General features: G+C 62.2%; 23 protein-coding genes and 1 tRNA gene. 7 read left to right on the top strand and 17 right to left on the bottom strand.

Going from position 1 to position 25,202, the window contains the following annotated elements; all coding sequences use genetic code 11:
• The first annotated feature begins 13 nt into the window (after positions 1-13).
• The 3 genes from ACO77H_RS00935 to ACO77H_RS00925 are packed head-to-tail and all read left to right on the top strand — an operon-like array spanning position 14 to position 4,050.
• The gene (locus tag ACO77H_RS00935) at positions 14-1,612 is read left to right on the top strand and encodes an ABC transporter permease (RefSeq protein WP_170058189.1); all 1,599 of its coding nucleotides are present in this window, start codon (positions 14-16) and stop codon (positions 1,610-1,612) included.
• On the top strand, positions 1,609-2,424 hold the full coding sequence (locus tag ACO77H_RS00930; protein WP_169953941.1) for an ABC transporter ATP-binding protein: 816 nt from the start codon (positions 1,609-1,611) through the stop codon (positions 2,422-2,424). Before ACO77H_RS00935 ends, ACO77H_RS00930 begins: the two co-directional genes overlap by 4 nt.
• Before the next feature lie 15 nt (positions 2,425-2,439).
• The gene (locus ACO77H_RS00925; RefSeq protein WP_169953942.1) at positions 2,440-4,050 is read left to right on the top strand and encodes an arylsulfatase; all 1,611 of its coding nucleotides are present in this window, start codon (positions 2,440-2,442) and stop codon (positions 4,048-4,050) included.
• Between the two features lie 128 nt (positions 4,051-4,178).
• Here the strand turns inward: ACO77H_RS00925 and ACO77H_RS00920 are convergent, their stop codons facing one another.
• Positions 4,179-4,865, bottom strand: coding sequence for a Crp/Fnr family transcriptional regulator (locus ACO77H_RS00920; protein WP_170058191.1), 687 nt, complete (start codon positions 4,863-4,865; stop codon positions 4,179-4,181).
• A gap of 83 nt (positions 4,866-4,948) precedes the next feature.
• Between ACO77H_RS00920 and ACO77H_RS00915 the strand changes: the two genes are divergently transcribed.
• Entirely contained in the window at positions 4,949-5,473 is a 525-nt protein-coding gene (locus tag ACO77H_RS00915; RefSeq protein WP_432754863.1) for a DUF962 domain-containing protein, read from the top strand.
• A gap of 105 nt (positions 5,474-5,578) precedes the next feature.
• On the opposite strand, the gene ACO77H_RS00910 is transcribed toward ACO77H_RS00915, so the two are convergent.
• The 6 genes from ACO77H_RS00910 to dibA all read right to left on the bottom strand — a co-directional run bounded on the left by ACO77H_RS00910 (position 5,579) and on the right by dibA (position 11,899).
• Positions 5,579-6,559 carry a sulfate/molybdate ABC transporter ATP-binding protein gene (locus ACO77H_RS00910; protein ID WP_432754862.1) on the bottom strand — a complete coding sequence of 327 codons (981 nt, stop codon included), beginning with the start codon at positions 6,557-6,559 and terminating at the stop codon, positions 5,579-5,581.
• Between the two features lie 3 nt (positions 6,560-6,562).
• On the bottom strand, positions 6,563-7,435 hold the full coding sequence (cysW, locus tag ACO77H_RS00905) for a sulfate ABC transporter permease subunit CysW (RefSeq protein WP_029299486.1): 873 nt from the start codon (positions 7,433-7,435) through the stop codon (positions 6,563-6,565).
• A 13-nt stretch (positions 7,436-7,448) separates the two neighbouring features.
• Positions 7,449-8,267, bottom strand: coding sequence for a sulfate ABC transporter permease subunit CysT (cysT, locus tag ACO77H_RS00900; protein WP_029299485.1), 819 nt, complete (start codon positions 8,265-8,267; stop codon positions 7,449-7,451).
• 167 nt (positions 8,268-8,434) lie between these two features.
• Positions 8,435-9,445 carry a sulfate ABC transporter substrate-binding protein gene (locus ACO77H_RS00895; RefSeq protein WP_432754861.1) on the bottom strand — a complete coding sequence of 337 codons (1,011 nt, stop codon included), beginning with the start codon at positions 9,443-9,445 and terminating at the stop codon, positions 8,435-8,437.
• A 75-nt stretch (positions 9,446-9,520) separates the two neighbouring features.
• Positions 9,521-9,703, bottom strand: coding sequence for a sulfur starvation response protein OscA (gene oscA / locus ACO77H_RS00890; protein ID WP_029299482.1), 183 nt, complete (start codon positions 9,701-9,703; stop codon positions 9,521-9,523).
• A 285-nt stretch (positions 9,704-9,988) separates the two neighbouring features.
• The gene (gene dibA, locus ACO77H_RS00885; protein ID WP_169953947.1) at positions 9,989-11,899 is read right to left on the bottom strand and encodes a phosphodiesterase DibA; all 1,911 of its coding nucleotides are present in this window, start codon (positions 11,897-11,899) and stop codon (positions 9,989-9,991) included.
• 165 nt (positions 11,900-12,064) lie between these two features.
• Between dibA and desA the strand changes: the two genes are divergently transcribed.
• Positions 12,065-13,246 carry a delta-9 fatty acid desaturase DesA gene (desA, locus tag ACO77H_RS00880; protein ID WP_169953948.1) on the top strand — a complete coding sequence of 394 codons (1,182 nt, stop codon included), beginning with the start codon at positions 12,065-12,067 and terminating at the stop codon, positions 13,244-13,246.
• A gap of 267 nt (positions 13,247-13,513) precedes the next feature.
• Complete coding sequence (locus ACO77H_RS00875; protein WP_169953949.1) at positions 13,514-14,521, top strand: sensor domain-containing diguanylate cyclase; 1,008 nt, start codon at positions 13,514-13,516, stop codon at positions 14,519-14,521.
• A gap of 238 nt (positions 14,522-14,759) precedes the next feature.
• On the opposite strand, the gene ACO77H_RS00870 is transcribed toward ACO77H_RS00875, so the two are convergent.
• The 3 genes from ACO77H_RS00870 to gabD all read right to left on the bottom strand — a co-directional run bounded on the left by ACO77H_RS00870 (position 14,760) and on the right by gabD (position 19,007).
• On the bottom strand, positions 14,760-15,971 hold the full coding sequence (locus tag ACO77H_RS00870; protein ID WP_432754860.1) for an HDOD domain-containing protein: 1,212 nt from the start codon (positions 15,969-15,971) through the stop codon (positions 14,760-14,762).
• 132 nt (positions 15,972-16,103) lie between these two features.
• Complete coding sequence (gene gabT, locus ACO77H_RS00865; protein ID WP_169953951.1) at positions 16,104-17,384, bottom strand: 4-aminobutyrate--2-oxoglutarate transaminase; 1,281 nt, start codon at positions 17,382-17,384, stop codon at positions 16,104-16,106.
• 180 nt (positions 17,385-17,564) lie between these two features.
• Positions 17,565-19,007: an NADP-dependent succinate-semialdehyde dehydrogenase gene (gene gabD, locus ACO77H_RS00860; RefSeq protein ID WP_099170293.1), complete on the bottom strand. Its 1,443-nt coding sequence runs from the start codon at positions 19,005-19,007 to the stop codon at positions 17,565-17,567.
• 369 nt (positions 19,008-19,376) lie between these two features.
• Between gabD and ACO77H_RS00855 the strand changes: the two genes are divergently transcribed.
• A tRNA-Arg gene (locus ACO77H_RS00855) sits at positions 19,377-19,453 on the top strand.
• A 53-nt stretch (positions 19,454-19,506) separates the two neighbouring features.
• On the opposite strand, the gene ACO77H_RS00850 is transcribed toward ACO77H_RS00855, so the two are convergent.
• The 7 genes from ACO77H_RS00850 to ACO77H_RS00820 form a co-directional block, all read right to left on the bottom strand.
• Positions 19,507-20,109, bottom strand: a complete 603-nt coding sequence (locus tag ACO77H_RS00850; protein ID WP_170058194.1) for a hypothetical protein — start codon at positions 20,107-20,109, stop codon at positions 19,507-19,509.
• A complete protein-coding gene (locus ACO77H_RS00845) occupies positions 20,106-20,678 on the bottom strand; it encodes an RNA polymerase sigma factor (protein ID WP_432754859.1) in 573 nt (190 codons plus the stop codon). The genes ACO77H_RS00850 and ACO77H_RS00845 overlap by 4 nt, the downstream gene beginning before the upstream one ends.
• A gap of 155 nt (positions 20,679-20,833) precedes the next feature.
• Positions 20,834-22,465, bottom strand: a complete 1,632-nt coding sequence (locus ACO77H_RS00840) for a YfbK domain-containing protein (RefSeq protein ID WP_432754858.1) — start codon at positions 22,463-22,465, stop codon at positions 20,834-20,836.
• Between the two features lie 202 nt (positions 22,466-22,667).
• Positions 22,668-23,318, bottom strand: coding sequence for a DUF799 domain-containing protein (locus ACO77H_RS00835; protein ID WP_169953968.1), 651 nt, complete (start codon positions 23,316-23,318; stop codon positions 22,668-22,670).
• Positions 23,315-23,677: a DUF4810 domain-containing protein gene (locus ACO77H_RS00830; protein WP_169953969.1), complete on the bottom strand. Its 363-nt coding sequence runs from the start codon at positions 23,675-23,677 to the stop codon at positions 23,315-23,317. Before ACO77H_RS00830 ends, ACO77H_RS00835 begins: the two co-directional genes overlap by 4 nt.
• Before the next feature lie 29 nt (positions 23,678-23,706).
• Complete coding sequence (locus tag ACO77H_RS00825; protein WP_432754857.1) at positions 23,707-24,390, bottom strand: CsgG/HfaB family protein; 684 nt, start codon at positions 24,388-24,390, stop codon at positions 23,707-23,709.
• A gap of 30 nt (positions 24,391-24,420) precedes the next feature.
• The gene (locus tag ACO77H_RS00820; RefSeq protein WP_169953971.1) at positions 24,421-25,002 is read right to left on the bottom strand and encodes a hypothetical protein; all 582 of its coding nucleotides are present in this window, start codon (positions 25,000-25,002) and stop codon (positions 24,421-24,423) included.
• Positions 25,003-25,202 lie beyond the last annotated feature (200 nt).

Here is a 25,202-nt window from a genome sequence, read left to right as displayed (position 1 = left end):
ACGGAGGTCTTCCATGGCCCGAATCTCACTGTTGAGCCTGCCGCTCGCCGCCCCTGCCAAGGCCGGGCGGGCACATTGGCCGAACCTGAGTGAACGCCTGCTGCCATGGCTGCTGCCACTCACGCTGTTTGCGCTGTGGTGGCTGGCCAGCCGTCAGCACTGGATGAGCGAGCAGATATTGCCCGCCCCCGCGCTGGTCTGGAGCAGCGCCGTGGAACTGGCCGGCGGCGAGTTGTGGAGCCATTTGGCGATCAGCCTGCAACGGCTGTTCTGGGGATTGCTCGCAGGGGTCGGCGCCGGGGCGTTGCTGGGTGCCCTGCTGGGCTTGAGTGCCCGCGCCGAGCGCCTGGTGTTCCCCACCTTCAGCGCCCTGTCGCAAGTCCCGACCCTGGCCTGGATCCCGCTGTTCATGGTGTTTTTCGGGATCGGCGAAACCCTCAAGCTGGTGGTGCTGGTCAAGGCGATTGTGGTGCCCGTGACCTTGCACACCCTGGTCGGCGTGCGCGACGCCCAGCCCGGTTTACGCGAGGCCGCGCGGGTGCTGCGCTTGCCCACGCACCTGCTGATCCGCCGGCTGATCCTGCCCGCCGCACTGCCCGCCTTCATGGCAGGTGTACGCCTGGCCCTGGCCGCCGGCTGGACCTCGTTGCTGGCCGTGGAATTGCTGGCCTCCAGCGAAGGCATCGGCTACCTGATGGTGTGGGCACGGCAGCTGTTCATGCTCGATATCGTATTTGTATGCATCGTGGTCATTGGCGTGCTGGGCGTGGCGATGGATCGCGGCATTGGCTGGCTGGATCGCAAGTGGGTGCACTGGCCCCATCCGGCGACCGCGCAGATCCGCCGTGGCCCGCGCTACCAGGGCTGGCAACGCCTGCAACCGTGGTTGCTGCCCTTGAGCCTGTTGGCGCTGTGGCAGTCGGCGACAGCCCTGGACTGGGTCGATCCCAATATCCTGGTCAGCCCGTGGACCGTGTTGTACACCACCGCCAGCGGCATATTCGATGGCAGCCTGCTCAGCGCCCTGGGCAAAAGCCTGGGACGCACCTTGAGTGGCTTGCTCCTTGGCGGCGGGCTGGGTTTTGCCCTTGGCCTACTGTTGGGCCTGTCGCGCCGCAGTGAGCGGGTATTGGGCCCGACCCTGGCGGCGCTGCGCCAGATCGCGATTTTTGCCTGGGTACCGCTGCTTACCGCCTGGTTCGGCCTGGGGGAGTTGGCCAAGTCGGTGTTTATCGCCCTTGCCGCGTTTTTCCCGCTGTTTATCGCCACCCAACGCAGCGTGCTCAACCTCTCGCCGCAGCTCAATGAAGCCGCCCAGGTGCTGCGCCTGAGCCTGGCCCTGCGCCTGCGCCGCCTGGTGCTGCCGGGGGCGGCGGCGGGCATTTTTGCCGGGCTGCGCCTGAGCCTGATCTACGCCTGGCTGGGCACCATCGGCGCGGAATATTTCATGCCGTCCAATGGCGGCATCGGCAGCCTGATGATCGGCGCCCAACAGCTGCTGCGCATGGACCTGATCATGAGCGGCATGCTCCTGGTCGGCCTCACGGGCGCGGCACTCAACCTTATCGGCCAACGCATCGAAACCCGCGCCACGCGCTGGAGACACGCATGACTGCACCTATCGTCAGCTTCAACCATGTGGGCAAGACCTTCGACGTCGATGGCTTCGAGCTGGAGGCCATCCGCGAATTCAACCTGGACATTGCCGAGGGCGAGTTCGTCGCGATTGTCGGTTCCAGCGGCTGCGGCAAATCCACCTTGCTGCGCCTGCTGATCGGCCTGGATACGCAGTTTCGCGGCGAAATCCGCGTCGATGGCAAGGCAGTGCAAGGCATCGGCGGCGAGCGCGGCATCGTGTTCCAGGAACACCGTTTGTTCCCGTGGCTGACGGTGGCAGAAAACATCGGCCTGGGCCTGGTCAACGAGCCTTTGAGCGAGGCCCAGCGCCAACAGCGCATCAGCGATTTTATCGAACTGGTGGGCCTCACCGATTTCACCCGCGCCTACCCACACCAATTGTCCGGCGGCATGGCACAACGGGTGGCAATCGCCCGTGGCCTGGTGGCCAGCCCGCGCATCCTGTTGCTGGACGAGCCCTTCGGCGCCCTCGACGCCCTGACCCGCCAGCAGATGCAGGATGAACTGCTGGCGATCCGCGCCCGCGCCAGAATCACCACGGTGCTGGTGACCCACGATGTGGAAGAAGCGATTTTTCTTGCCGACCGCGTGGTGGTGATGGAGCCCCGGCCCGGGCGGATCAAGCAGGTGGTGGACATCGCCCTGCCCCATCCGCGCCAGCGCAGCAGTTTCGACTTCCACCAATTGCGCGAAGAACTGCTGCACGAGCTGATCAGCGACGACCATTACCAGCCGCCGCTGCGTGAACAGATCCGTGACCTGCCCCTGGCGTTTATTGCCTGCTGAATGAGGAGTGTCTTGATGTCGCAACGTCCCAACTTTCTAGTGATCCTGGCCGATGACATGGGCTTCTCCGACCTTGGGGCCTTTGGCGGGGAGATCTCTACGCCGCACCTGGACGCCCTGGCGCTCAACGGCCTGCGCCTGACCGATTTTCACACCGCGCCCACCTGCTCGCCGACCCGCTCGATGCTGCTCACCGGCACCGACCACCATATCGCCGGCATCGGCACCATGGCCGAGGCGCTGACCCCGGAGCTGATCGGCAAGCCGGGCTATGAGGGCTACCTCAACGACAAGGTGGTGGCCCTGCCCGAACTGCTGCGCGACGCCGGTTACCAGACCCTGATGAGCGGCAAATGGCACCTGGGGCTGACCGCTGAACTGGCGCCCCATGCCCGGGGTTTCGAGCGCTCGTTTTCGCTGCTGCCGGGGGCGGCCAACCACTATGGTTTCGAGCCGCCCTACGACGACACCACCCCTGGCCTGCTCAAATCCACCCCGGCGCTGTATATCGAGGACGACCGCTTCGTCGAGCAATTGCCCGAAGGTTTCTATTCCTCGGATGCCTTTGGCGACAAGCTTTTGCAGTACCTCAAGGAACGCGACCAGGCCCGGCCGTTCTTCGCCTACCTGCCGTTTTCCGCCCCGCACTGGCCGTTGCAGGCGCCGGTAGAGATCGTCGACAAATACCGTGGCCGCTACGACGCCGGCCCCGAGGTGCTGCGCCTGGAGCGCCTGGAAAAACTCAAGGCCCTGGGGCTGATCGATGCCGAGGTCGAGCCCCATCCGCTGATCGAACTGAACACCCAGTGGGCGGCCCTGAGCGATGAACAACGCCAGGTCTCGGCGCGGGCCATGGAAGTGTATGCGGCGATGGTCGAGCGCATGGACTGGAACATCGGCCGGGTGGTGGAGTACCTGCGCCAGCAGGGGCAACTGGACAATACCTTCATCCTGTTTATGTCCGACAACGGCGCCGAGGGCGCGCTGCTGGAAGCCTTCCCCAAATTCGGGCCTGAGCTGCTGACTTACCTCAACCAGCATTACGACAACAGCCTGGGCAACATTGGCCGCGCCAACTCCTATGTCTGGTATGGACCGTCCTGGGCCCAGGTGGCCACCGCGCCGTCGCGCCTGTTCAAGGCCTTCACCACCGAAGGCGGGATCCGCGTGCCGGCGCTGGTGCATTACCCGCAGTTGGCACTCAAGGGTCGGATCAGCCATGGCTTTGGCACGGTGATGGATATCACCCCGACCATTCTCGACCTGGCCGGCGTGCGCCACCCCGGCAAACAGTGGCGCGGCAAGCCGATTGCGCCGCTGCGAGGCAAGTCGTGGCTGGGCTTTTTATCTGGGGAAACCGCGCAGGTGCACGACGAACATACCGTCACCGGCTGGGAGCTGTTCGGCCGCCGGGCGATTCGCCAGGGGCAGTGGAAGGCGGTGTACATCCCAGGGCCCGTGGGGCCGGCGACCTGGCAGCTGTATGACTTGGGCAGGGATCCTGGAGAGATCCATGACCTGGCGTCGAGCCAGCCGGAAAAGCTGGCGACCTTGATTGGCCATTGGCAGCAATATGTGGAGGAGACCGGGGTGGTGCTGAGTGCTTCGCCGTTTCAGCCGGACTGAGGTTTTTCAGTGTCTGGGCTGGCCCTTTCGCGAGCAAGCCCGCTCCCACATTTGACCGAGTACATTCTTTGGAATGTGGTCGGATGTGGGAGCGGGCTTGCTCGCGAAAGGGCCGCTACAGGCACCGCCTACCCCTGCGCCATCTCCCGCAACCGCAGGGCATCAAGTATCTCAATCTCCCCATACCCCAACCGCACAACGCCCTGCTCTTGCAACGCCTTGAGCAGCGCATTGATCGTCTGGCGCGACACCCCCAGCATCGCCGCCAAATCTTCCTGCGCCAGTTGCACCACGCGCCGCGAGCCGTCGATCTCGCCATAACCCTCGGCAATCATCCACAACCGATGGGCCACCCGCACCGACGCCGGCGCAAGGCTCAACTGCTCGATATTGATAAAGGTCAGCCGCAACTTCTGGCTCATCAACAACGCCATGTCCCGCCAATAGGCCGGGCTTTGCGCAAGCAAGTGCAGGATCGCCGACTGCGGCACCTGCAACAGCGTGCAAGGCCCGACCGCACAAGCGTCATGGGTGCGTGGCAGGCCGTCGAACACGGCGATTTCGCCAAACCAGAAGGGCGCTTGCGCCAGGCTCAACAACGCCTCCTTGCCCTGGGCGCTCACTGCGCTGATCCGCAGGCTGCCATCGAGCACCGCATACAAGCCACATGGCGGATCACCGCGCTTGAACAGCACCTGCCCCGCCGCCAGCTGCCGCACGCGGGCGTGGGCCAGCAGGCTATGCTGCAAGGGAGCAGGCAGATGGCGGTACCAGTGGCCGCTGGACAGGCGCCCATGCCAAGACTCTGCGTCCATGAGAACTCCAAAGATTGTCGCCCAGTTGACAGTTTGTCGCAGTCCTACAGGGCATGATCAAGCATCCTACAGGAGGAATAACAATGAAAAGCCTCGTCGACCACCTCAGCCAATACGCCGCCTACCACCGCGACCCGCGCAACATCGCCAGCCACTTTATCGGCATCCCCATGATAGTGGTGGCCGTCGCCGTGCTGCTGTCACGCCCCGAATGGCAGGTGGCCGGCCTGTGGCTATCACCGGCGGTGCTGCTGGCGCTGTTTTCTGCAGGGTTCTACCTGCGCCTGGAACTGGCGCTGGGGGTGTTGATGAGTGTGCTGATGGGCCTGTCGGTCTGGGCTGGACATGTGCTGGCGGCGCAAAGCACGCTGGTGTGGCTCAGCAGCGGCATCGGCCTGTTTGTGCTGGGCTGGGTGATCCAGTTTGTCGGCCATTACTACGAGGGGCGCAAGCCGGCCTTTGTCGATGACGTGTCCGGGCTGATCGTGGGGCCGCTGTTTGTGGTGGCGGAGTTGGCGTTTTTGCTGGGGTTGCGCCATGAGCTCAAGCGGCAGATTGAAGAGCGGTCGGGGCCGGTGCGCACGCTCGCTCGACACACACCTGTGTAGGAGCTGGCTTGCCTGCGATAGCATCACTGCGGTGTGACTGATACACCCAGGTGTCTGCATCGCAGGCAAGCCAGCTCCTACAGGTGATTGGTGCAGGCCAGAGACTCAGGCTTTTTGCCAGACCTTGGGTTTGAAGAACAACGTCTCGCCCCGCTCCAGCCCGGTCAGGCTGTCGTGATCCTTCACCACTTCCGCTTCGATCAGTTCGCTCTGGCCTTCGACCTTCAGCGTGACCCGCGTGGTAGCGCCCAGCGGGCGGATGTCGCGCACTTGCGCAACATGGTGGTCTTCCAGTTCATGGCGTGACAACGACACTTCGTGCGGGCGGAACAGCAGGTGCTGGTCTTCGCCCAGGTGCAGGCGGTTGGAGTCGCCGAGGAAGTGGTAGACGAAATCGCTGGCCGGGTTTTCGTAGACGTCGCCCGGCGAGCCGATCTGCTCGATCACGCCTTTGTTCATCACCACGATCCGGTCGGCAACTTCCATGGCTTCTTCCTGATCGTGGGTCACGAACACCGAGGTCAGGTTGATGTCCTCGTGCAGGCGGGCCAGCCAGCGGCGCAGCTCTTTACGGACCTTGGCGTCCAGGGCGCCGAAGGGTTCGTCGAGCAGCAGCACCTTGGGCTCCACCGCCAGGGCGCGGGCCAGGGCGATCCGCTGGCGCTGGCCGCCGGAGAGTTGTTCCGGGTAGCGATCCGACAACCAGTCCAGTTGCACCATGTTCAGCAGTTCGTGGACCTTGGCGGCGATCTGGGTTTCGTTCGGGCGCTGGCTCTTAGGTTTCATGCGCAGGCCGAACGCGACGTTGTCGAACACGGTCATGTGGCGGAACAGCGCGTAGTGCTGGAACACAAAACCGACGTTGCGATCACGCACATCGTGGCCGGACACGTCTTCGCCGTGGAACACGATGCTCCCGGCATCCGGGGTTTCCAGGCCGGCAATGATGCGCAGCAAGGTGGTCTTGCCGCAGCCGGAGGGGCCAAGCAATGCCACCAGCTCGCCACTCTGGATATCCAGATTGATGCTGTCCAGGGCCTTGAAGGCGTTGAAGTTCTTGCTGACGTTACGGACTTCGATCGACATGACTTATTCCTCAGCCGCACCGGCGCGCAGGCGGTTAATACGGTTCTCGCTCCACTGCTTGAGCAGCAGGATGAAGAGCGCCAGGATCAGCAACAGACTCGCCACCGCAAACGCGGCGACGTGGTTGTATTCGTTGTAGAGAATCTCGACGTGCAGCGGCAAGGTGTTGGTCACGCCGCGAATGTGGCCGGACACCACCGACACCGCGCCGAACTCACCCATTGCCCGCGCAGTACACAGCACCACGCCGTAGATCAGGCCCCACTTGATGTTGGGCACGGTGACATGCCAGAACATCTGCCAGCCATTGGCGCCCAGCAGGCGCGCGGCTTCTTCTTCCTGGGTGCCCTGCTCCTGCATCAGCGGGATCAGCTCACGGGCCACGAACGGCACGGTGACGAAGATCGTCGCCAGCACGATGCCCGGCAAGGCGAAGACGATCTGGATATCGTGATCCTGCAACCACGGCCCAAAGAAGCCCTGGGCACCGAACATCAGCACGTAGACCAGGCCGGCGATCACTGGCGAGACCGAGAACGGCAGGTCGATCAGGGTCACCAGCATGCTCTTGCCACGGAACGAGTACTTGCTCACGCACCAGGCCGCACTGACACCGAATACCAGGTTGAGCGGCACCGAGATCAGCACCGCAATCACCGTCAGCTTCAAGGCCGACAGCGCGTCGGGCTCAAAGATCGCGGCAAAGAACGCGCCCAGGCCGAGCTTGAGGCCCTGGGACACCACGATAAACAGCGGCAACAGCAAAAACAGGGCGAAGATCAGCCAGCCAAGGCCGATCAGGATACGGCGCGAAACCGCACTGCCACGGCGGGCAGCGTTGGCCGAAGACGCGGCGGAAATAGACGATTGGGACATGTTCCGCGCCTCCTTATGGGTGTTCGATGCGCCGCTGCAACAAGTTGATCAGCAGCAGCAGGACAAAGGAAACCACCAGCATCAGCACGCCGATGGAGGTAGCGCCGGTGTAGTCGTATTGGTCGAGCTTGACCATGATCAGCAGCGGCAGGATCTCGGTTTTCATCGGCATGTTGCCGGCGATGAAAATCACCGAACCGTACTCACCCACGCCACGGGCAAACGCCAGGGCAAACCCGGTCAGCCAGGCTGGCAGCAGCGCCGGCACGAGGATGTAGCGGAACACCTGCAAGGGCTTGGCGCCCAGGCAGGCGGCGGCTTCTTCGATTTCCCGGGGGATATCGGCCAATACCGGCTGCACGGTGCGCACCACAAAGGGCAGGGTGACGAAGGTCAGGGCCAGGGTGATGCCCAAAGGGGTGTAGGCGATCTTGAAGCCCATGTCGGTGGCGAACTGGCCGACCAGGCCGGACGGCGCGTACAGCGCGGTCAGCGCAATACCGGCCACGGCGGTGGGCAGGGCGAACGGCAGGTCGATCATCGCGTCGATAATCTTGCGCCCGGGGAAGGTGTAGCGCACCAGCACCCACGCCAGCAACGTACCGATCACGCCGTTGATCAGCGCGGCGTACAGGGCGGTACTGAAGCTCAACTTCAAGGCTGCCCAGACTCGCGGCGCCGAGATGATGGCCCAGAACTGATCCCAGGTGAGTTGGGCGGCATGGACGAACATGGCCGCCAGCGGTATGAGCACAATCAGGCTGAGGTACACCAAGGTGTAGCCCAGCGTCAGCCCGAAGCCGGGTATGACGGGGGAGATACGACGCGACATAAAAGTCCTTGGTTAACAGTTCAATACCACTGCAGGAACGAACTCACGTGGGAGCGGGCTTGCTCGCGAAAGCGGTGTGTCAGTCACTAAATGCGTTGACTGGCACACCGCTTTCGCGAGCAAGCCCGCTCCCACATAAGTCGCATTCCACAGGGAGGCCGTGTTGGTTATTGGGCAGTGTAGATCTGGTCGAACACGCCACCGTCGTTGAAGAATTTCGGTTGGGCAGTTTTCCAGCCGCCGAAGTCTTTGTCGATAGTCACCAGGTCCAGTTTCGGGAACTGCTGGGCGTATTTGGCGGCCACATCCTTGTCACGCGGGCGGTAGAAGTTCTTCGCCGCGATCTCCTGGCCAGCCGGGCTGTACAGGTGGTTGAGGTACGCCGTGGCAATTTCGGTGTTGCCCTTTTTCTCGGCATTCTTGTCGACCACGGCCACGGGTGGCTCGGCGAGGATCGACAGGGACGGCACGATGATGTCGAACTTGTCAGCGCCGCCATCTTCCTTGAGGGCCAGGAACGCTTCGTTTTCCCAGGCCAGCAACACGTCACCCTGACCGTTGTTGACGAAGGTGATGGTCGAACCGCGAGCACCGGTGTCGAGGATCGGCACGTGCTTGAACAGCTCTTTCACGTATTCCTGGGCCTTGGCTTCGCTGCCACCGGCCTTGAGGCCATAAGCCCAGGCCGCGAGGAAGTTCCAGCGGGCGCCGCCGGAAGTTTTCGGGTTTGGCGTGATCACCGATACGTCCGGCTTGATCAGGTCGCCCCAGTCCTTGATGCCCTTGGGGTTGCCCTTGCGCACCAGGAACACGATGGTCGAGGTGTATGGCGTGCTGGCTTCAGGCAGGCGGGTCTGCCAGTTCTCTGGCAGGGTCTTGCCCAGCTTGGCGATTTCGTCGATATCGCCGGCCAGGGCCAGGGTCACCACGTCGGCGCGCAGGCCGTCGATCACCGCCCGGCCTTGCTTGCCCGAACCACCGTGGGACTGCTGGATCTTCACGTTGTCGCCAGGGTTTGCCTTCTTCCAGAAAGCCGTGAATTCAGCGTTGTAGTCCTGGTACAGCTCACGGGTCGGATCGTAGGAAACGTTGAGCAGCTCGTAATCCTTGGCCACTGCGGAACCGGCAAACACGGCGCTGGCCAGGGCGGCCAGGGCATAACGGCGAATCGACGACATAGACAAGCTCCTGAAATTCTTGGGTGTTGGCTTTTCTTATTAGTACGGGTCCCGCAATCGAAGCGCCGTGTTGCCTCAGCTCGGTTTGTTGCCCGGGCTCTGCAAGCGGAATTTCTCTTTGCGTTCGATCTGCACCACTTGGGCGTTGTGTACGGTGATTTCCACTGCGCCAAAACGCAGGTCACGCAATGCGCTTTGGATCTCGCGCAAAATGGCTGCTTCGTCCTGGCCGTCAACGCTGCGTAGAGATGCGCTCATGGTCGTGCTCCTGAAATGAGAAGTGCCTGGCAGTGGCGGCACTGCTTGCGGCGTGAGAGCGATAGTAGATAAGCGCGGATATTCTTAAAAATACTATTTAAGAATGTTTATATAACCAGAAAGAATTTTCAGGCAGGACACGACGTTAAGGCGTACGCAGATGCAAATGTGGGAGCGGGCTTGCCCGCGAATGCGGTGTGCCAGTCACCGAATTTGCTAGCTGACACACCGAATTCGCGAGCAAGCCCGCTCCCACATTTACTGTATTTCAACCCCAGATAGAGGTCAGTGGATGGCGGGTGCCCTGGCCCAATCGATGTCAGCCGCCAGCATCGGCCGGCCAAACCAGTAGCCCTGGCCAAGATCGCACTGGTGATTCAACAGGAACCGCGCCTGTTCCATCTGCTCGATGCCTTCGGCGTGTACTTGCATGCCCATGCTCTGCGCCAGGGCGATGACCACCCGTACAATCGCCGCATCGTCTTCATCCCACGGCAGGCCGGCGACGAAGCCCTGGTCGATTTTCAGCTTCTGCACCGGCAACCGCTTGAGGCGCAGCAGTGACGAATAGCCCGTGCCGAAGTCATCGATCGCCAGGCTCAGGCCCAGCTCGCGCAGGCGGTGAAGTTGCTCCAGGGCCATTTCCGGGTCGTCCATCACCGCGCTTTCGGTGACTTCCAGCTCCAGTTTCGCCGGATCCAGGCCGGTTTCATGCAGCACCTTGGCCACCTGCTCGTACAGTTCGTGGCGGGCAAACAGGCGGCTGGAGATATTCACCGCCAGGAAGGACAGGCCCCGGCCCTCTGCCAGCCACCGGCACATCTGCCGGCAGGCCTGGTCCATGACCCAGGCATCGATCTCGGCGATCAGCCCGGTGCGCTCGGCAATCGGGATAAATTCTGCTGGCGGCACCAGGCCGCGCAATGGGTGTTGCCAGCGCACCAGGGCTTCCACGCCAATCATCTGGCTGGTTTGCAGGTCGTGGACCGGCTGGTAGTAGACCCGCAGCTCTTGCTGATCGAGGGCGCGGCGCAGCTCATTGCCGATCTCGATCCTGTGCTGGGCGTGGGCGGTCAGCTCCTCGGTGTACAAGGCGTAGCCTTCGCGCCCGGAGCTCTTGGCCTTGAACAACGCGGAGTCTGCGTTGCGCAGCAATTGTTCGGCACTCAAGGCGTCGCTGGGGAACAGGCTGATGCCAATACTGACGCTGACAAACAACTGGTGACCATCGAACACAAACGGCTGCTTCATGCCGTCGATGATGCGCTGGGCCAAGGCGGCCGCCTGGACCACCTGTGGACAACTTTCCGCCAGCACCGCGAATTCATCGCCGCCCAGGCGCGCCAGGGTCACGCCCGGGCCGAACAGGCCCTGCAGGCGCTCGCCCACGGCCTTGAGCAACTGGTCGCCGACATTGTGGCCAAGGCTGTCGTTGATGATCTTGAAGTGGTCCAGGTCCAGCATCAGCAGCGCGCAGCCACGCTTGTGGATCTGCGCCGAGGCCAGCGCCTGTTCGGCGCGGTCGGTGAACAGCAGGCGGTTGGGCAGGTCGGTCAACGGGTCGTGGTGGGCCAGGTGGGCCAGTTCGTGCTCGGAATGCTTGATGGCACTGATGTCGGAAAACACCGCCACGTAATGGCTGACCTGGCCCTGGTCGTCATGGATGACGCGGATGGTTTGCCACTGTGGATAAATTTCCCCGCTTTTACGTCGGTTCCAGATCTCGCCGCTCCATTCCCCGTCTTGATTGAGGGTACGAAACATCTGCTCATAAAAAGCCGGCGAATGGCGGCCGGACTTGAACAGGCTCGGCTGACGGCCCATTACGTCATCCACCTGGTAACCGGTGATTTCGATAAAGGCGCGGTTGACGTGGACAATCCGCCCGCGTGCGTCGGTGACCAACACCCCTTCGCGGGTGCAATCGAACACCGCCGCCGCCTGGCGCAGGCGTTCGCGGTTTTCCTTCAAGGGTTGCTGGATGCGATGAACGCGGGCGCTGCGGGCGCACAACAGGAAAATAAACAGGGCGCTGAGGGTCACCCACAGGTAGCCACGCAGCATCTGCCAGTGGACCATTTCCGTCGGTTCATCGATGAAATTGATAAATACCTGCTGGCTGAGCTGGATCCACAGGACGGAAAGCAGCAAGTACACCAGCCCTGCACGTAGGGCACCTCGGTATGAAAGCAGCATATAACTAGTAATCCTTACTAAAAAACAGAATCGCCCTACAAAGGCTGCGGATTATAGAATAAGTAACATCTCGTCACTCCTATTCAAAAGGGCGACTGGTTTTATCTGTAGGCTTAGTGATAATGCGTCAGCTGTTCTTTTCTTTATCTGAGGGCCATACAGCCTATGTGGTACAACGGTTTTCTTGACTTGTCAGCCTGGCAACTGGTGGCAGTCACTCTGTTGATGACCCACGTGACCATTATCGGCGTCACGGTCTATCTACACCGCTATTCAGCCCACCGCTCCCTGGAGCTCAATGCCGGCCTGAAACACTTCTTCCGCTTCTGGCTGTGGCTGACCACGGCGCAGAACACCCGCGAGTGGACCGCTATCCACCGCAAGCACCACGCCAAGTGCGAAACCGTCGACGACCCCCATAGCCCGGTGATCAAGGGCCTGTCCACGGTCCTGCGCAAAGGTGCCGAACTGTACCGCGCCGAGGCGGAAAACCCCGAGACCCTGCGCATCTACGGCAAGAACTGCCCGGACGACTGGATCGAACGCAAGCTCTACACCCGTTATCCGCTGCTGGGCGTGGCCCTCATGGGCGTCATCGACGTGCTGCTGTTCGGCACCATCGGCATCACCATCTGGGCGATCCAGATGATGTGGATCCCGTTCTGGGCCGCCGGCGTGATCAACGGCCTGGGCCATGCCATCGGCTATCGCAACTTCGAATGCCGCGACGCGGCGACCAACCTGGTGCCGTGGGGCATCATCGTCGGTGGCGAAGAGCTGCATAACAACCATCACACCTACCCCAACTCCGCCAAGCTGTCGGTGAAGAAGTGGGAATTCGACCTGGGCTGGGCCTGGATCAAGGTGTTCAGCTTCCTGCGCCTGGCCAAGGTGCAACGCGTCGCACCGATTGCCCACCGGGTCGAAGGCAAGGGCCATCTGGACATGGACACTGCCATGGCGATCCTCAACAACCGTTTCCAGATCATGGCCCAGTACCGCAAGCTGGTGATCGCGCCCCTGGTCAAGCAGGAGCTGGAGAAGGTCGATCATTCGGTACGCCACCAGTTCCACCGGGCCAAGCGCCTGCTGTCACGGGAAACCAGCTTGCTGGATGAGCGCCACCATCTGCGCATCCAGGGCATGCTGGAACACAGCCAGGCCTTGAAAGTGATCTACGAAAAGCGCCTGGCGCTGCAACAGATCTGGCTCAAGACCAGCAGCAACGGGCATGACATGCTCGCCGCCATCAAGGAATGGGTGCATGAGGCCGAGGCCAGCGGGATCCAGTCCCTGCGCGACTTTGCCCACCAGTTGAAAACCTACTCCCTACGCCCCAGCGCCTGACACGGTAGGAGCCGGCTTGCCGGCGATGAGGCCTAGTTTCAAGGCCGCCATCGCTGGCAAGCCAGTTCCTACAAGGCCCAGGTACATTTCAAGCCAGCCCCACAGTTTTTTGGCGCCATTTCACAGTCACCGAACATTCCGTCTCAATCGCGACTGATAACGGAACTTAGCTGCAATTCCCCTCTCTCAAACAACACTTCGCCATCCTGGCGGGCCTTGTTTTGACTGCTGTTCAATGCTGCGGCATGTCCAGAGAGAATTGTGCCGATGGTCCACGAAACGGACTCCCCTACCTCCACCACACCTGATTCGACGGATACGTCGCGACCGGCAGCTGCCGCGACCCTACTGGCGTTGATGCACGCCCAGGGCGAAGTGGAGCGCCTGAGCGAGCGCGAACAGTTGTTGAGCTCACTGCTGGTGAGTGTCAACGCCGTGCTCTGGGCCATCGAGTGGGAAACCCGGCGCGTGCTGTACGTCAGCCCCGCCTATGAGCGCATCTTCGGGCGCTCGGCCAGCCTGCTGTTGGCCGAGCACCGCGGCTGGCGCGACAGCATCCACCCCGAAGACCAGCAGTACGCCGAGCACAGCCTGGCCCAGGTGCTGGAGCTGGGTGCAGTGGAGGATCGCCAGTACCGCATCATCACTGCAGACGGGCAGATCCGCTGGCTCAGCGACAAGTGTTTTACCAACCAGCAGGCCACGCCGGGAAAGCCGCTGATTGTGGTGGGCATCGCTGAAGACATCACCGAAAAAAAGCACCTGGAGCTCGAACTGCAACGCCTGGCCACCACCGACGTGCTGACCCGCAGCAGCAACCGTCGCCACTTCTTCGAGTGCGCCCATCACGAATTCGAACGCGCTTGTGCCCAAGGCCTGCCGCTGGCCTTCCTGCTGCTCGACATCGATGATTTCAAGGCCATCAACGACACCTACGGCCACTTGGAGGGCGATCAGGTGTTGCTGCGTATCGCCGAGAGCGGTCGCGGGGTGTTGCGCCGTGGGGACCTGTTCGGGCGCATTGGCGGCGAAGAATTTGCCGCGGTACTGCCCGGATGCGCCCCGGAAAGGGCCATGCAAGTCGCCGAACGCCTGGGCCAGGAAGTGCGGCAACTGGGCTTCAGCCATGAAGGCCAACCCTATAGCGTGACCGTCAGCCAGGGCCTGGCCAGCCTCAGCGCCGAAGATGCAACCCTGGACAGCCTGTTCGCCCGGGCCGATGCAGCCATGTATGAAGCCAAGCGCCAGGGCAAGAACCGGGTGATTGCCGGCTGAATGCCTGCCCTTTCACGGCGCTAAAAAAAGCGCCTGGACCACCGCCATCGCGGGCAAGCCCGCTCCCACAGGGGATCTCGACCAGGCGAGAATTCTGGATACCCCACAAAACCAATGTGGGATCTCGACCAGGCCGGGAATTTTGGACGCACCACAAAACCAATGTGGGAGTTGTCGAGCTTCAGCGAGGCTACGATGGCGGCGGCACATTCAGCATTGTGGCTGCCTGACACAACGCCTACCCAGGCTTGCGGATGCGCGTGAGTTCTGAAAACCCCACCTTGAGCAACCGCGCCGTCTTGCCCTTGGCCAGCGCCTCGACCCCTTCATGCTCGGTCAGCCCCGCCAGTTGCGCCGCCATATTCATCACCAGCGCTTCGCGGGAATACACCCCGCCTTCCAGGGAGTAGATCGCCGCGACCAGTTGGCGCAGCTCCAGGGGCAAGCGCCAGCGCGTACGCAGCGCCGAGCCATAACTGGCGCCAAAGGTGGACAACGACTCGCCAACCAACTCATCGTCCAGTTCGCCACCACCCTGGCGCCACTCCTGCAAACTGCGCAGCAGGGCCAGGTCGCCCAGGCGATGGAGAATACCGGCGCTGTAGCAGCGCTCGTGATCCAGGTCGAGCATGCGCGCCAAGGCGCGGGCGTATTGCGCAGTCTGCTGGGACAGTTGCCAATGACGTTCGGCGTACTCCATCAAGACTGCATCGCTGAGGATCACGTTGTGCTTGAGGGCCAGGCCAAGGATCAGGTTCATGCTCTGCCCGGCCGCCAGCTTATGCAGCGCCATAGACAGCGTCTGCACCGGCGTGCCGTGCTGGCCGGCGCTGTTGGCGGCGGCGATCAGCACGGCGGTGATCTGAGGATCAACCTTGACCTGTTCTTCCAGCTGCTTGAGGTCCAGCCCCTGCGGCGCGAGGCTGCGTTGCACGGCGGCTTTTACGTCAACCCGCAGCGGCGCGCCGTCCGACAGCTCGCGACGCTGCTCCAGGAACACCGGCAAGGACATGCCCGCCGCCAGGGCCGGGATTTCGCAATACACCGTCTGGCCGTCGTTGAGCAGCAAGTCCTGCAGGCGTTGCGTAAGGCCTTCCATGTTCAAAGGTTTGGTCAGGTAGGCGGTGGGCGCCAGCGGCAACGCTTCGCGCACGCTGGCGCCGTCATTGCGCGCACTCAGCAGGATAAACGGCAACGCCGGCACCCGCCGACGCTGACGCACACTGCGCAACAGGCTCAGGCCATCAACGCCCGGCAGCTCCCAATCGGCAATGATCAAATCGTAAGGTTTGTCTCGCAACAACTCGGCGGCTTGCTGCCCGTCGGCGCACACATCCAGCCGCGCGTCGCAGCGCACATTCAACAACACCTGCTTGAGCAGATCCCGCGACCAGGGGTCGGTCTCGGCAATCAGCACTCGGGGTACAGCAGGTAAATCAACAGCAGTCATGCAGCACGCTCCATCGGCAATCCTTGCACATTAGACAAAGGAAGCGCCTGCGTACAATGAACAAGGCCTGAATAGCTGCACAGCCCACAAAAAAACCCGCCGAAGCGGGTTTTTTCTGTCGATCAGGTCAGCCTACAGCTCAGAGAAGCATTCTTCGATGATCGCCAAGCCTTTGTCCAACTGCTCATCCGGCGAGGTCAGCGGGACCAGCACGCGCAACACGTTGCCGTAGGTGCCGCACGACAGCAGGATCAGGCCCTTGTCACGCGCCTTGGCCACTACCGAGGCAACCGCCGCAGCGTTCGGCTTGTGGCTGTCGCCATCCTCGAACAGCTCGACCGCGATCATCGCGCCCAGGGCACGTACTTCACCGATCACCGGGTACTTGGCCTGGATAGCCTTGAGGCCGGTGACCAGACGCTCGCCAACCGCCTTGCAGCGGTCCAGCAGGTGCTCTTCTTCGAACACTTCCATCACGGCCAGGGCCGCGGCGCAAGCGATCGGGCTACCGGCATAGGTGCCGCCCAGGCCACCCGGGGCGATGGCGTCCATGTATTCGGCCTTGCCGCACACACCGGCCAGCGGGAAGCCGCCCGCGATGGATTTGGCGAAGGTGGTCAGGTCGGCGGCGACGCCCATCTGCTCCATGGCAAAGAAGGTCCCGGTACGACCGGCACCGGTTTGCACTTCGTCGGCGATCAGCAGGATGCCGTGCTTGTCGCACAGTTCGCGCAGGCGCTTCATGAAGGCTTTAGGCGCGACGTAGAAACCGCCTTCGCCCTGCACCGGCTCGATGATGATGGCAGCGATGTCACGCGGCTCGGCATCGTTTTTGAAGATGCGTTCGATGCTGGCGATGGAGTCGTCGATGCTCACGCCGTGCAACTCGTTCGGGTACAGCGCACGGAAGATGCCACCGGGCATCAGGCCCATGCCAGCGGAGTACGGCACGACCTTGCCGGTCAGGCCCAGGGTCATCATGGTGCGGCCGTGGTAGGCACCGGTGAAGGCGATCACACCGGCACGGCCAGTCGCGGCACGCGCAATTTTCACGGCGTTTTCAACGGCTTCGGAACCGGTGGTGACCAGCAGGGTTTTCTTGGCGAAATCACCTGGGACCTTGGCGTTAACTTTTTCGCACAGCTCCACGTACGGCTCGTAGGCCAGGACCTGGAAGCAGGTGTGGGTCAGCTTGTTCAGCTGTTCGGTCACGGCCGCGATGATTTTCGGGTGCAGGTGACCGGTGTTCAGCACGGCGATGCCGCCGGCGAAGTCGATGAACTCGCGACCTTCAACGTCAGTCACGGTGGCGTTCTTCGCGGATTCGGCGAAGATCGGGTGAATCTGGCCAACACCGCGCGGTACAGCGGCTTCGCGGCGTTTCATCAAGGAAGCGTTGGTCTTGTTGCTCATAAAGTCCTCATTCGCCACTCATCGGGTGGCGTGGTCCAAGGATTACGTGGCGGGGAGGCAACTACGGCAGCATGCGATGATCGACTGCCACAGCTTTCCCGGCCACTTCGAATAACGGTGTGAAGCACGCAAAGGGACAGCGCTCTCGTGCCCTTTGCGTTTGCAGCGATACCTTGCCGGTTAGATGCCCAGGCAGAGGTATTTGATTTCCAGGTAGTCCTCGATGCCGTACTTGGAGCCTTCACGGCCCAGACCCGACGCCTTGATACCGCCGAACGGCGCCACTTCGTTGGAGATCAGCCCGGTGTTGACGCCGACCATACCGTATTCCAGAGCCTCGGCCACACGGAACACACGACCCAGGTCGCGGGCATAGAAGTAGGAGGCCAGGCCGAACTCGGTGTCGTTGGACATCGCGATCACTTCGGCTTCGTCTTTGAAGCGGAACAGCGGCGCCAGCGGGCCGAAGGTTTCTTCCTTGGCCACGGCAGCGTTTTTCGGCACGTTGGTGAGGATGGTCGGCTCGAAGAAGTTGCCTTGCATGACCTTGCCGCCAGCCAACAGCGTCGCGCCTTTGCTCAAGGCATCGGCGATGTGTTCCTGGACCTTGGCCACGGCTTTTTCATCGATCAGGGGACCGGTGGTGGTGCCTTCTTCCAGACCATTGCCGATCTTCAACTTGGCCACGGCCACCTTGAGTTTTTCAGCGAACGCGTCATACACCGAATCCTGGATGTACAGGCGGTTGGCGCAGACGCAGGTCTGGCCGTTGTTGCGGTACTTGGAGATGATCGCGCCTTCGACGGCCTTATCCAGGTCGGCGTCGTCAAACACGATGAACGGCGCGTTGCCGCCCAGCTCCAGGGAAACTTTCTTGATGTCCTTGGCGCATTCGGCCATCAACTGGCGGCCGATTTCGGTCGAGCCGGTGAAGGACAATTTACGCACGGTCGGGTTGCTGGTCAGCTCGCTGCCGATATCGCCAGCGCTGCCGGAGACCACGCTGAATACGCCGTTTGGAATCCCGGCACGCTGGGCCAGCTCAGCCAGGGCGAACGCCGAGAACGGGGTTTGCGACGCAGGCTTGAGGACCATGGTGCAACCGGCGGCCAGGGCCGGGCCGGCTTTACGGGTGATCATCGCGGCCGGGAAGTTCCACGGCGTGATGGCGGCGGTGACGCCGATCGGCTGCTTGATCACGATCAGGCGCTTGTCCGGCTGGTGGCCAGGGATCACGTCACCGTAGATACGCTTGGCCTCTTCGGCGAACCACTCGATGAACGAAGCGGCGTAGACAATTTCGCCCTTGGCTTCGGCCAGCGGCTTGCCCTGCTCCAGGGTCATCAGGCGCGCCAGGTCATCCTGGTTCTCGATAATCAGCTCGAACCAGCGACGCAGCTTGTTCGCACGGTCCTTGGCGGTCAGTGCGCGCCAGGCCGGCAAGGCCTTGTCGGCAGCTTCGATGGCACGACGGGTTTCGGCGGCGCCCATTTTCGGCACGGTGCCCAGGATCTCGCCAGTCGCGGGGTTGTTGACCTTGATCGTTTGACCGTTGTCCGCATCGACCCAAGCGCCATCAATAAAGGCTTGCTGGCGGAACAACTGGGTGTCTTTAAGCTGCATGTCGGCTTTCCTTAACAGCACCGCGCGCGCGCGGGGCAAATTAGAGTTGTTGAAAGGCGCCTCGAAGGCTGCCGTCAGGGAAATCAGTCACTGGGCGCAAGCTGAAACATCGCGCACGGGAGACAGAGCGTTTGAAATCTCAAACGAATCCTAGGATCAATGGGGGGGCAGGGCAATAGTCTGTTCGAAAAAAAGAACGAAAACGGCGCATTAGCCAGACTATTCTGACAGGCGTAACGGAGCCGAATTGCGCATCACCGGCACACACCGCCCGGTACAGAGCCTCGCTGCACCAGAATCCTACCGGCAGACGGCCAAAAACCAGCATGGACGCCCAAGGTCGACATGGGTATGATGGCGCCCGCACAAGCATCCGTAGCTCAGCTGGATAGAGTACTGCCCTCCGAAGGCAGGGGTCGTGGGTTCGAATCCCGCCGGGTGCACCAGATACAAAGAAAGCCCCAGGTCCCAAGACCTGGGGCTTTTTTGTGGGCGCGGTTCAACGCTTTTGCAACGCCTCCAACTGCGCCGGCAGGTTTTCCTCGGGAAAGCGCTTGTGCAAGGCCAGCAGCTTCTCATCCGCCGCCCTGCTCTGACCCGCCTGGCGCAGACGCACGATTTCCTCAAGCCCTTGCTCCAGGGACTGGGGCTTGGCGGCCATCTGTTTGCTCATTTTTGCCACGGGCTCATCGGCCATGGCGCTTGCCATCTCGGCCTGGACCGGCGTGCTGTCGGCCTGGGGCGCCATTGCCATACGCGCCATGGGCGCTGGGGCGGCGGGCGCAGAGAGTGCCTGCGGCGGTGGCGCGGCGGCGTATTGGCTGGCTTCGGGCAGGTTGAGGTCGGGCACTGGCGAGCGCGTCACCACGCCAATCAATAGCGCGACCCCGGCTACGGTAGCAAAGGCCATCTGCCAGCGTGGCCGTTGGCAGGCTTGCAGCCAGCGTTGCCACAGGCTCGGCGGTGGCGTGGGGGCTTCGCGGCGGGCGGCGGCGAGGATGAAGGCGTCGAGGGACGCGGGCGGCTCGCTGGCGCTGTGTTGGCGAAAGTGCTGGATCAGCCCTTCGTCAGTCGGGTCCTGGGGGTGTCGGGAGTCAGTCATACGGGTACCTCCTCGGCCAGCAGTCGACGCAGTTTCTGCTGGGCGTAACGCAAGCGGCTTTTTACCGTTTCCAGTGGGCTGCCGGTCAGGGCGGCGATTTGCGGCAGTTCCAGGTCGCCGTGCAGGCGCAGCATGAACACTTCGCGCTGGTCCTCGGGCAAGTCCTGCAACGCGGCATCGAGACGGCCCTGGTCGCGACTCAGGCTCAGTTGCTGCTCCGGGCCCGCGCTGTCGTCGGGTTGGGCGTGCTGCTGTTCGTCGTAGCTGTCGTGCAGGGGGTTGTGGATACCGTGCTTGCGCCAATGGTCGATCAGGCGGTTGCGGGCAATCTGGAACAACCAGGTACGAAAACTCGCCCGGCCTTGTGGCTGGGTGGTGCTGCGGATCAGGCTGAGCCAGGTGTCCTGGTAGATTTCCTCGGCCAGTTCGGCCTTGTTGCAAAGGCCTACCAGAAACCGGTAGAGGCCCTGGCGGTGCCGGGCATACAGGGTCTCGAACGCAGCGGCGTCACCGCTGCGGTAGCGGGCCAGCAGCGATTCGTCGCTGGGTGGGTCATCTGATACGGCCATGTTGGGTGGCGAACTCCTTTCGATGGATCACTGCAGATTACCTGTGGGAGCCGGGCTTGCCTGCGATGGCGGCGGGTCAGGCACTATGGGCGGCACTGACCCACCGCTATCGCAGGCAAGCCAGCTCCCACATTAGAGCTATATCGTGGGCAAGATCAGTGTTTGAGGCTCTGGGCCAGTTCCAGCAACTGTACGAATTCATTACGCAGGCCGTAGGGATCATCACCGCGCGCCGAACGGGCCAGGGTGGCGGTGTCCTTCAGGCTCATGTTGCCAGTGTAGCGGCCATCACCCTTGAGCTGTTGGGCGAAGGCGGCCACGGCGGCGGCGAAGCGCAGGTCGTCGCTGGCGGCGTGTTGAGTGCTATTGATCGGGTGCTCGATCAGGCGGCTGCTGCCACCCGCCGCCGGCTTGTAGCGTACGCGCAGCATGGCCAGTTCTGCGGCGTTGCCCTCGACAGGCGTAGCCTGGGCATAGCGCAGCGGTTCCAGCCAGCCTTTGGCACCCTTGGGTACGATTTCATACAGCGCCGTCACGGTATGCCCGGCACCGATCTCGCCGGCGTCCACCTTGTCGTTACTGAAATCCTCACGCTTCAAGGCCCGGTTTTCATAGCCCAGCAGGCGATATTCGCTGACTTGGGCCGGGTTGAATTCCACCTGCAACTTCACATCCCGCGCCACCACGGCCAGGGTCGAGCTGAGTTGCTCCACCAGCACCTTGCGGGCTTCACGCAGGTTGTCGATATAGGCGTAGTTGCCATCGCCCGCGTCGGCCAGTTGTTCCATCAGGTGTTCGTTGTAGTTGCCCACGCCAAACCCCAGGGTGGTCAGGGACACGCCGCTTTTGCGCTGGTCCACGGCCATCTGCTTGAGGCTGTCGAAGTCGCTGATGCCGACGTTGAAGTCGCCGTCAGTGGCCAACAGGATGCGGTTGATACCCTTATCGATAAACCCTTCGCGGGCCATCTGATAGGCCAGCTCGATGCCCGATGCACCCGCTGTGGAGCCGCCGGCGGTCAGTTGCTCGATGGCGTTGCGGATTTTTGCCTTGTCACGCCCGGACGTGGGCTTGAGCACCACCCGCGACTCGCCGGCATACACCACCAGGGACACGCGGTCCTGATCGCGCAGTTGGTCCACCAGCAGCTTGAGCGTGCTTTTGACCAGCGGCAGGCCTTCGCGACGGTCCATGGAGCCGGAAACATCCACCAGGAACACCAGGTTGGCCGGCGCCAGTTCGGCCACGGCACGCTCGGACGCCTTGATGCCGATGCGCAGCAGACGCGTGCTGGGGTTCCAGGGGGTGGCGGCGACTTCGGTGGTCACGCCAAAAGGCGAGCTATCGGTGGGCAGCGCATAGTCGTAGGGGAAGTAATTGACCATTTCCTCAAGTCGCACGGCGCCTTCGGGCGGCAGCTGGCCTTGGTTGAGGAAACGCCTGACATTGGCGTAACTGCCCGTGTCGACATCGACGCTGAAGGTCGAGACCGGGGTTTGGGCCACGCTGTGCACCGGGTTGTCCGGCAGGTTTTGATACTGCTCACGCGGCTCGGCGCGGTACTCCATCGCCACGCCGTCGTGCATGGCCATCGGTGCCGGCATCGCCATTCTTTTGAGCATGGCGGCCTGAGCCTGGACCGGCGCGCTTTGCAGTTCGGGGATAGCAACCGCTTCGGGCGCCTTGGCCTCGTCACGGGATGACAGCCCACACCCGGCGAGCGCCACCAGCAAGGTCACGGCAAAGCCCTGGGCAGCGGGGCGCAGGAAGAGAAGAGGATGGGACATGGGCTGAACCTCGTGTGTGAATGATGCGTTCACAAGGTCAGACGTAGGGGCGTCGGGATTCGGGTTAGCGTCTGGTCACTCAATCCATGTGGGAGCTTGCGTGCCTGCGATAGCGGTGGGCGAGTCAATACATACGGTGACTGACCTACCGCTATCGCGGGCAAGCCCGCTCCTACATTGGATCGGCAGTGACTGGTCCAGATCAGTCCGAGCCGTACTTGGGCGAACGCGGGCCGTAGAGGATCCCGGTGCGTTGCCCGGCCGACAACAGGCGCGCGCTGGTGATACCGGCGATCGGGTGCGCCGCGTCGGTAGAGCTGTTGATCACCTGCTTGACCGCTGCGGTGATCAGCATGCCCACCAGGCCGCCGCCGTTGTTGTTGCCTTCCTCGCTGGAGGCCCGTGCCGAGCCGGTCCACAGGGTGGTGCCGGTACGCAGGTCGACCAGTTTGGCCGAGGCCGTCACGGAAGTGTCGCTGGTGACCAGCATGTACTTGGTGCCGTACTCGCTGACGGTGATGTACAGCGCCGCGTCTGCGCCGAAGATCTCATGCAGCTTGCCCGGCGCCACGCCCTGGATATCGTTGGCGGTGGTCAGGCCGTTCTGGCGGAAGGTTTCGTCCACCAGGGCAATCGGCATCACGTAGTAGCCGGCTTCCGCCAACGGGTAGGTTACCTGCGATACCAGGCTGTAGGAGGCCTGCACTTCAGGGGATTCATTGATCGGTGGCAGCACCAGGATCGACTTCGGCCGCGCCTGCTTGTAGGCCGAATAGTCGACGGTCTTGGGGGCCGCGCAACCGCCCAGCAAGGCCAGGGCGAGCAAGGCGCCGGTGAGTTTCAAAAAGCTCATTGCTTCACCTCTGGGGCCTTGGCGTTCTTGAGCAAAAAGTCCATGTAGGCCGCAGACTCGGGGAACAGCGCCTTCTCGGTGCGCAACTGCTGCACCATCTGGTCATCCTTGCCCATGCTCAGGTACAGCAAGCCCAGGTGGGCGTGGTAGCCCGGCGGGGCCTGGCGGCCACTGGCGTTGATCTTTTGCAGGTCGCGTTCCAGCGCTTCGACCTGGGCTTCCTTGGGCTCACCCTTGAAGTACTCGTAAACCTGTGGCTGGTAGCTTTCCCATTGATACAGGGGCTTGGGTGCCGTCTGGCACCCTGCAACCAGCGCGGTTGCTGTCAGCATCAGCGCCAACTTAACTGCCTTGCTCATCCGTGTACTGCTCCTTGAAAACACTTGAATCAGTTACGCGGGTTCCAGGCGCCGGCGTTGATGCCGTCGACCAGGCGATTGATCGCTTCGCGCATGGCCAGGTCCAGGACCTTGCCATTGAGGGTGGAGTCATAGCTGGCGGTACCGCCAAAGCCCACGACTTCGCGGTTCGACAGCGCGTACTCACCGGCGCCCTGGGTGGAATACACCACTTCGGAGGTGCTGATGCTGACGATATTCAGGTTGATCTTGGCGTAGGCCACCTGGGTCTTGCCACGGCCGAGGATGCCGAACAATTGGCGATCGCCGGTCTCTTTGCGGCCGAACTCGGTCACATCGCCGGTCACCACGTAGTCAGCACCCTTGAGGTTCTGGGCGGTGCCCTTGATCTTCGCTTCCTGGGAGATCTCGCCCATGTTGTCGCGGTCCAGCACGCTGAAGCGGTTGGTCTGCTGCAAGTGGGTGATCAAGATGGTCTTGGCCTGGCCACCGAGGCGGTCCACGCCATCGGAGAAGATCCCGCGCATGTAGCTGGAGCGGTTATCGAACTTGCCCACGGCAATCGGCACGCGTACGCCGGAGTAGGCAACGTTGGCGCTGGCGACTTTTTCGATCGGCAGTGCGCGGGAGGTTTCGGTCGCCGCACAACCGGCCAGCGCCAGCAGCGCTGCGCCGGCAAAGCCTGACAGCAGGATGTTTGAGAGTGCTTTCACAGGGTGCTCCTAAGTGAAGAAATCCGGGGGTTAGCGTGCAGGTATGGCACGCAGGTCACGCACGATGTAGTTGCTCAAACCACCGGTAAAATGGCGCTCGATGTTGGCGTTGCCTTCATTGGTCAGGATCCCGCCAATGGTCTTCCATTGCTGCACCTGGCCGCCCCAGTTGTTGGGCACCAGGCCATCCCGGTCCTGGGCAAAATGCAGCACCTCGGCCTCGGCTTTCCTGACCTTGACCTTGTAGCCAAAATCGATGCTTTGCAGGATCGTGTTGTCGTCGACCACCAGGCTGGTGATGCCGCCCTTGGAGTCGAGGATATGGCGCACGTAGACGATATCCACGTCCAGCAGGTAGTCAGCGGTCTGCTTGCTGCTGGCGTAGCGCTTGGCCTTGAGCAGGCGGTCCACCAGGTCGACGCCCAACTGCTCGCGGACTTTGGCGTCCGACATGAAAATCCGGCCCTGCCCCACCACTTTGACGTCGAAGGTATCGACCCAGAAGGTGGCGGTCTTGGGAATGGTCACAGGGGCTGGAGAGATGTAGTACGGGGGTTTGGAAGCACAGCCGGCCAGGAAGGACAGAGCCAGCAGTAAAGCAAAAATGCGCATCTTCGAATTCGTCCCTGATTAAGTGCTGCGGCATTTTACGGGGTTGAGAGCGGTTCTCAAGTTGTTTCGCACTTGTGGGGCCTGGCTTGCGTAGGAGCTGGCTTGTGTGGGAGCTGGCTTGCCTGCGATAGCATCCCTGCGGTGTGATTGAAACACCGCAGTGTCTACATCGCAGGCAAGCCAGCTCCTACACCAGCTCG

Source organism: Pseudomonas sp. WMBT8 (genome assembly GCF_050916005.1).
Classification (GTDB): Bacteria; Pseudomonadota; Gammaproteobacteria; order Pseudomonadales; family Pseudomonadaceae; genus Aquipseudomonas.
This window is presented reverse-complemented; position numbering and strand designations above follow the sequence as displayed.

Excerpts from the sequence above, each read along its gene's own strand:
- cysW (WP_029299486.1), bottom strand. The coding sequence starts at position 7,435 with ATGTCCCAATCGTCTATTTCCGCCGCGTCTTCGGCCAACGCTGCCCGC.
- ACO77H_RS00915 (WP_432754863.1), top strand. The coding sequence starts at position 4,949 with ATGAAAAGCCTCGTCGACCACCTCAGCCAATACGCCGCCTACCACCGC.
- ACO77H_RS00870 (WP_432754860.1), bottom strand. The coding sequence starts at position 15,971 with ATGACTGCTGTTGATTTACCTGCTGTACCCCGAGTGCTGATTGCCGAG.
- ACO77H_RS00835 (WP_169953968.1), bottom strand. The coding sequence starts at position 23,318 with ATGAGCTTTTTGAAACTCACCGGCGCCTTGCTCGCCCTGGCCTTGCTG.
- ACO77H_RS00845 (WP_432754859.1), bottom strand. The coding sequence starts at position 20,678 with ATGGCCGTATCAGATGACCCACCCAGCGACGAATCGCTGCTGGCCCGC.
- dibA (WP_169953947.1), bottom strand. The coding sequence starts at position 11,899 with ATGCTGCTTTCATACCGAGGTGCCCTACGTGCAGGGCTGGTGTACTTG.
- ACO77H_RS00925 (WP_169953942.1), top strand. The coding sequence starts at position 2,440 with ATGTCGCAACGTCCCAACTTTCTAGTGATCCTGGCCGATGACATGGGC.
- cysT (WP_029299485.1), bottom strand. The coding sequence starts at position 8,267 with ATGTCGCGTCGTATCTCCCCCGTCATACCCGGCTTCGGGCTGACGCTG.
- ACO77H_RS00935 (WP_170058189.1), top strand. The coding sequence starts at position 14 with ATGGCCCGAATCTCACTGTTGAGCCTGCCGCTCGCCGCCCCTGCCAAG.
- oscA (WP_029299482.1), bottom strand. The coding sequence starts at position 9,703 with ATGAGCGCATCTCTACGCAGCGTTGACGGCCAGGACGAAGCAGCCATT.
- ACO77H_RS00895 (WP_432754861.1), bottom strand. The coding sequence starts at position 9,445 with ATGTCGTCGATTCGCCGTTATGCCCTGGCCGCCCTGGCCAGCGCCGTG.
- ACO77H_RS00910 (WP_432754862.1), bottom strand. The coding sequence starts at position 6,559 with ATGTCGATCGAAGTCCGTAACGTCAGCAAGAACTTCAACGCCTTCAAG.
- gabD (WP_099170293.1), bottom strand. The coding sequence starts at position 19,007 with ATGCAGCTTAAAGACACCCAGTTGTTCCGCCAGCAAGCCTTTATTGAT.
- desA (WP_169953948.1), top strand. The coding sequence starts at position 12,065 with ATGTGGTACAACGGTTTTCTTGACTTGTCAGCCTGGCAACTGGTGGCA.
- ACO77H_RS00850 (WP_170058194.1), bottom strand. The coding sequence starts at position 20,109 with ATGACTGACTCCCGACACCCCCAGGACCCGACTGACGAAGGGCTGATC.
- ACO77H_RS00930 (WP_169953941.1), top strand. The coding sequence starts at position 1,609 with ATGACTGCACCTATCGTCAGCTTCAACCATGTGGGCAAGACCTTCGAC.
- ACO77H_RS00820 (WP_169953971.1), bottom strand. The coding sequence starts at position 25,002 with ATGCGCATTTTTGCTTTACTGCTGGCTCTGTCCTTCCTGGCCGGCTGT.
- gabT (WP_169953951.1), bottom strand. The coding sequence starts at position 17,384 with ATGAGCAACAAGACCAACGCTTCCTTGATGAAACGCCGCGAAGCCGCT.
- ACO77H_RS00875 (WP_169953949.1), top strand. The coding sequence starts at position 13,514 with ATGGTCCACGAAACGGACTCCCCTACCTCCACCACACCTGATTCGACG.
- ACO77H_RS00840 (WP_432754858.1), bottom strand. The coding sequence starts at position 22,465 with ATGTCCCATCCTCTTCTCTTCCTGCGCCCCGCTGCCCAGGGCTTTGCC.
- ACO77H_RS00830 (WP_169953969.1), bottom strand. The coding sequence starts at position 23,677 with ATGAGCAAGGCAGTTAAGTTGGCGCTGATGCTGACAGCAACCGCGCTG.
- ACO77H_RS00920 (WP_170058191.1), bottom strand. The coding sequence starts at position 4,865 with ATGGACGCAGAGTCTTGGCATGGGCGCCTGTCCAGCGGCCACTGGTAC.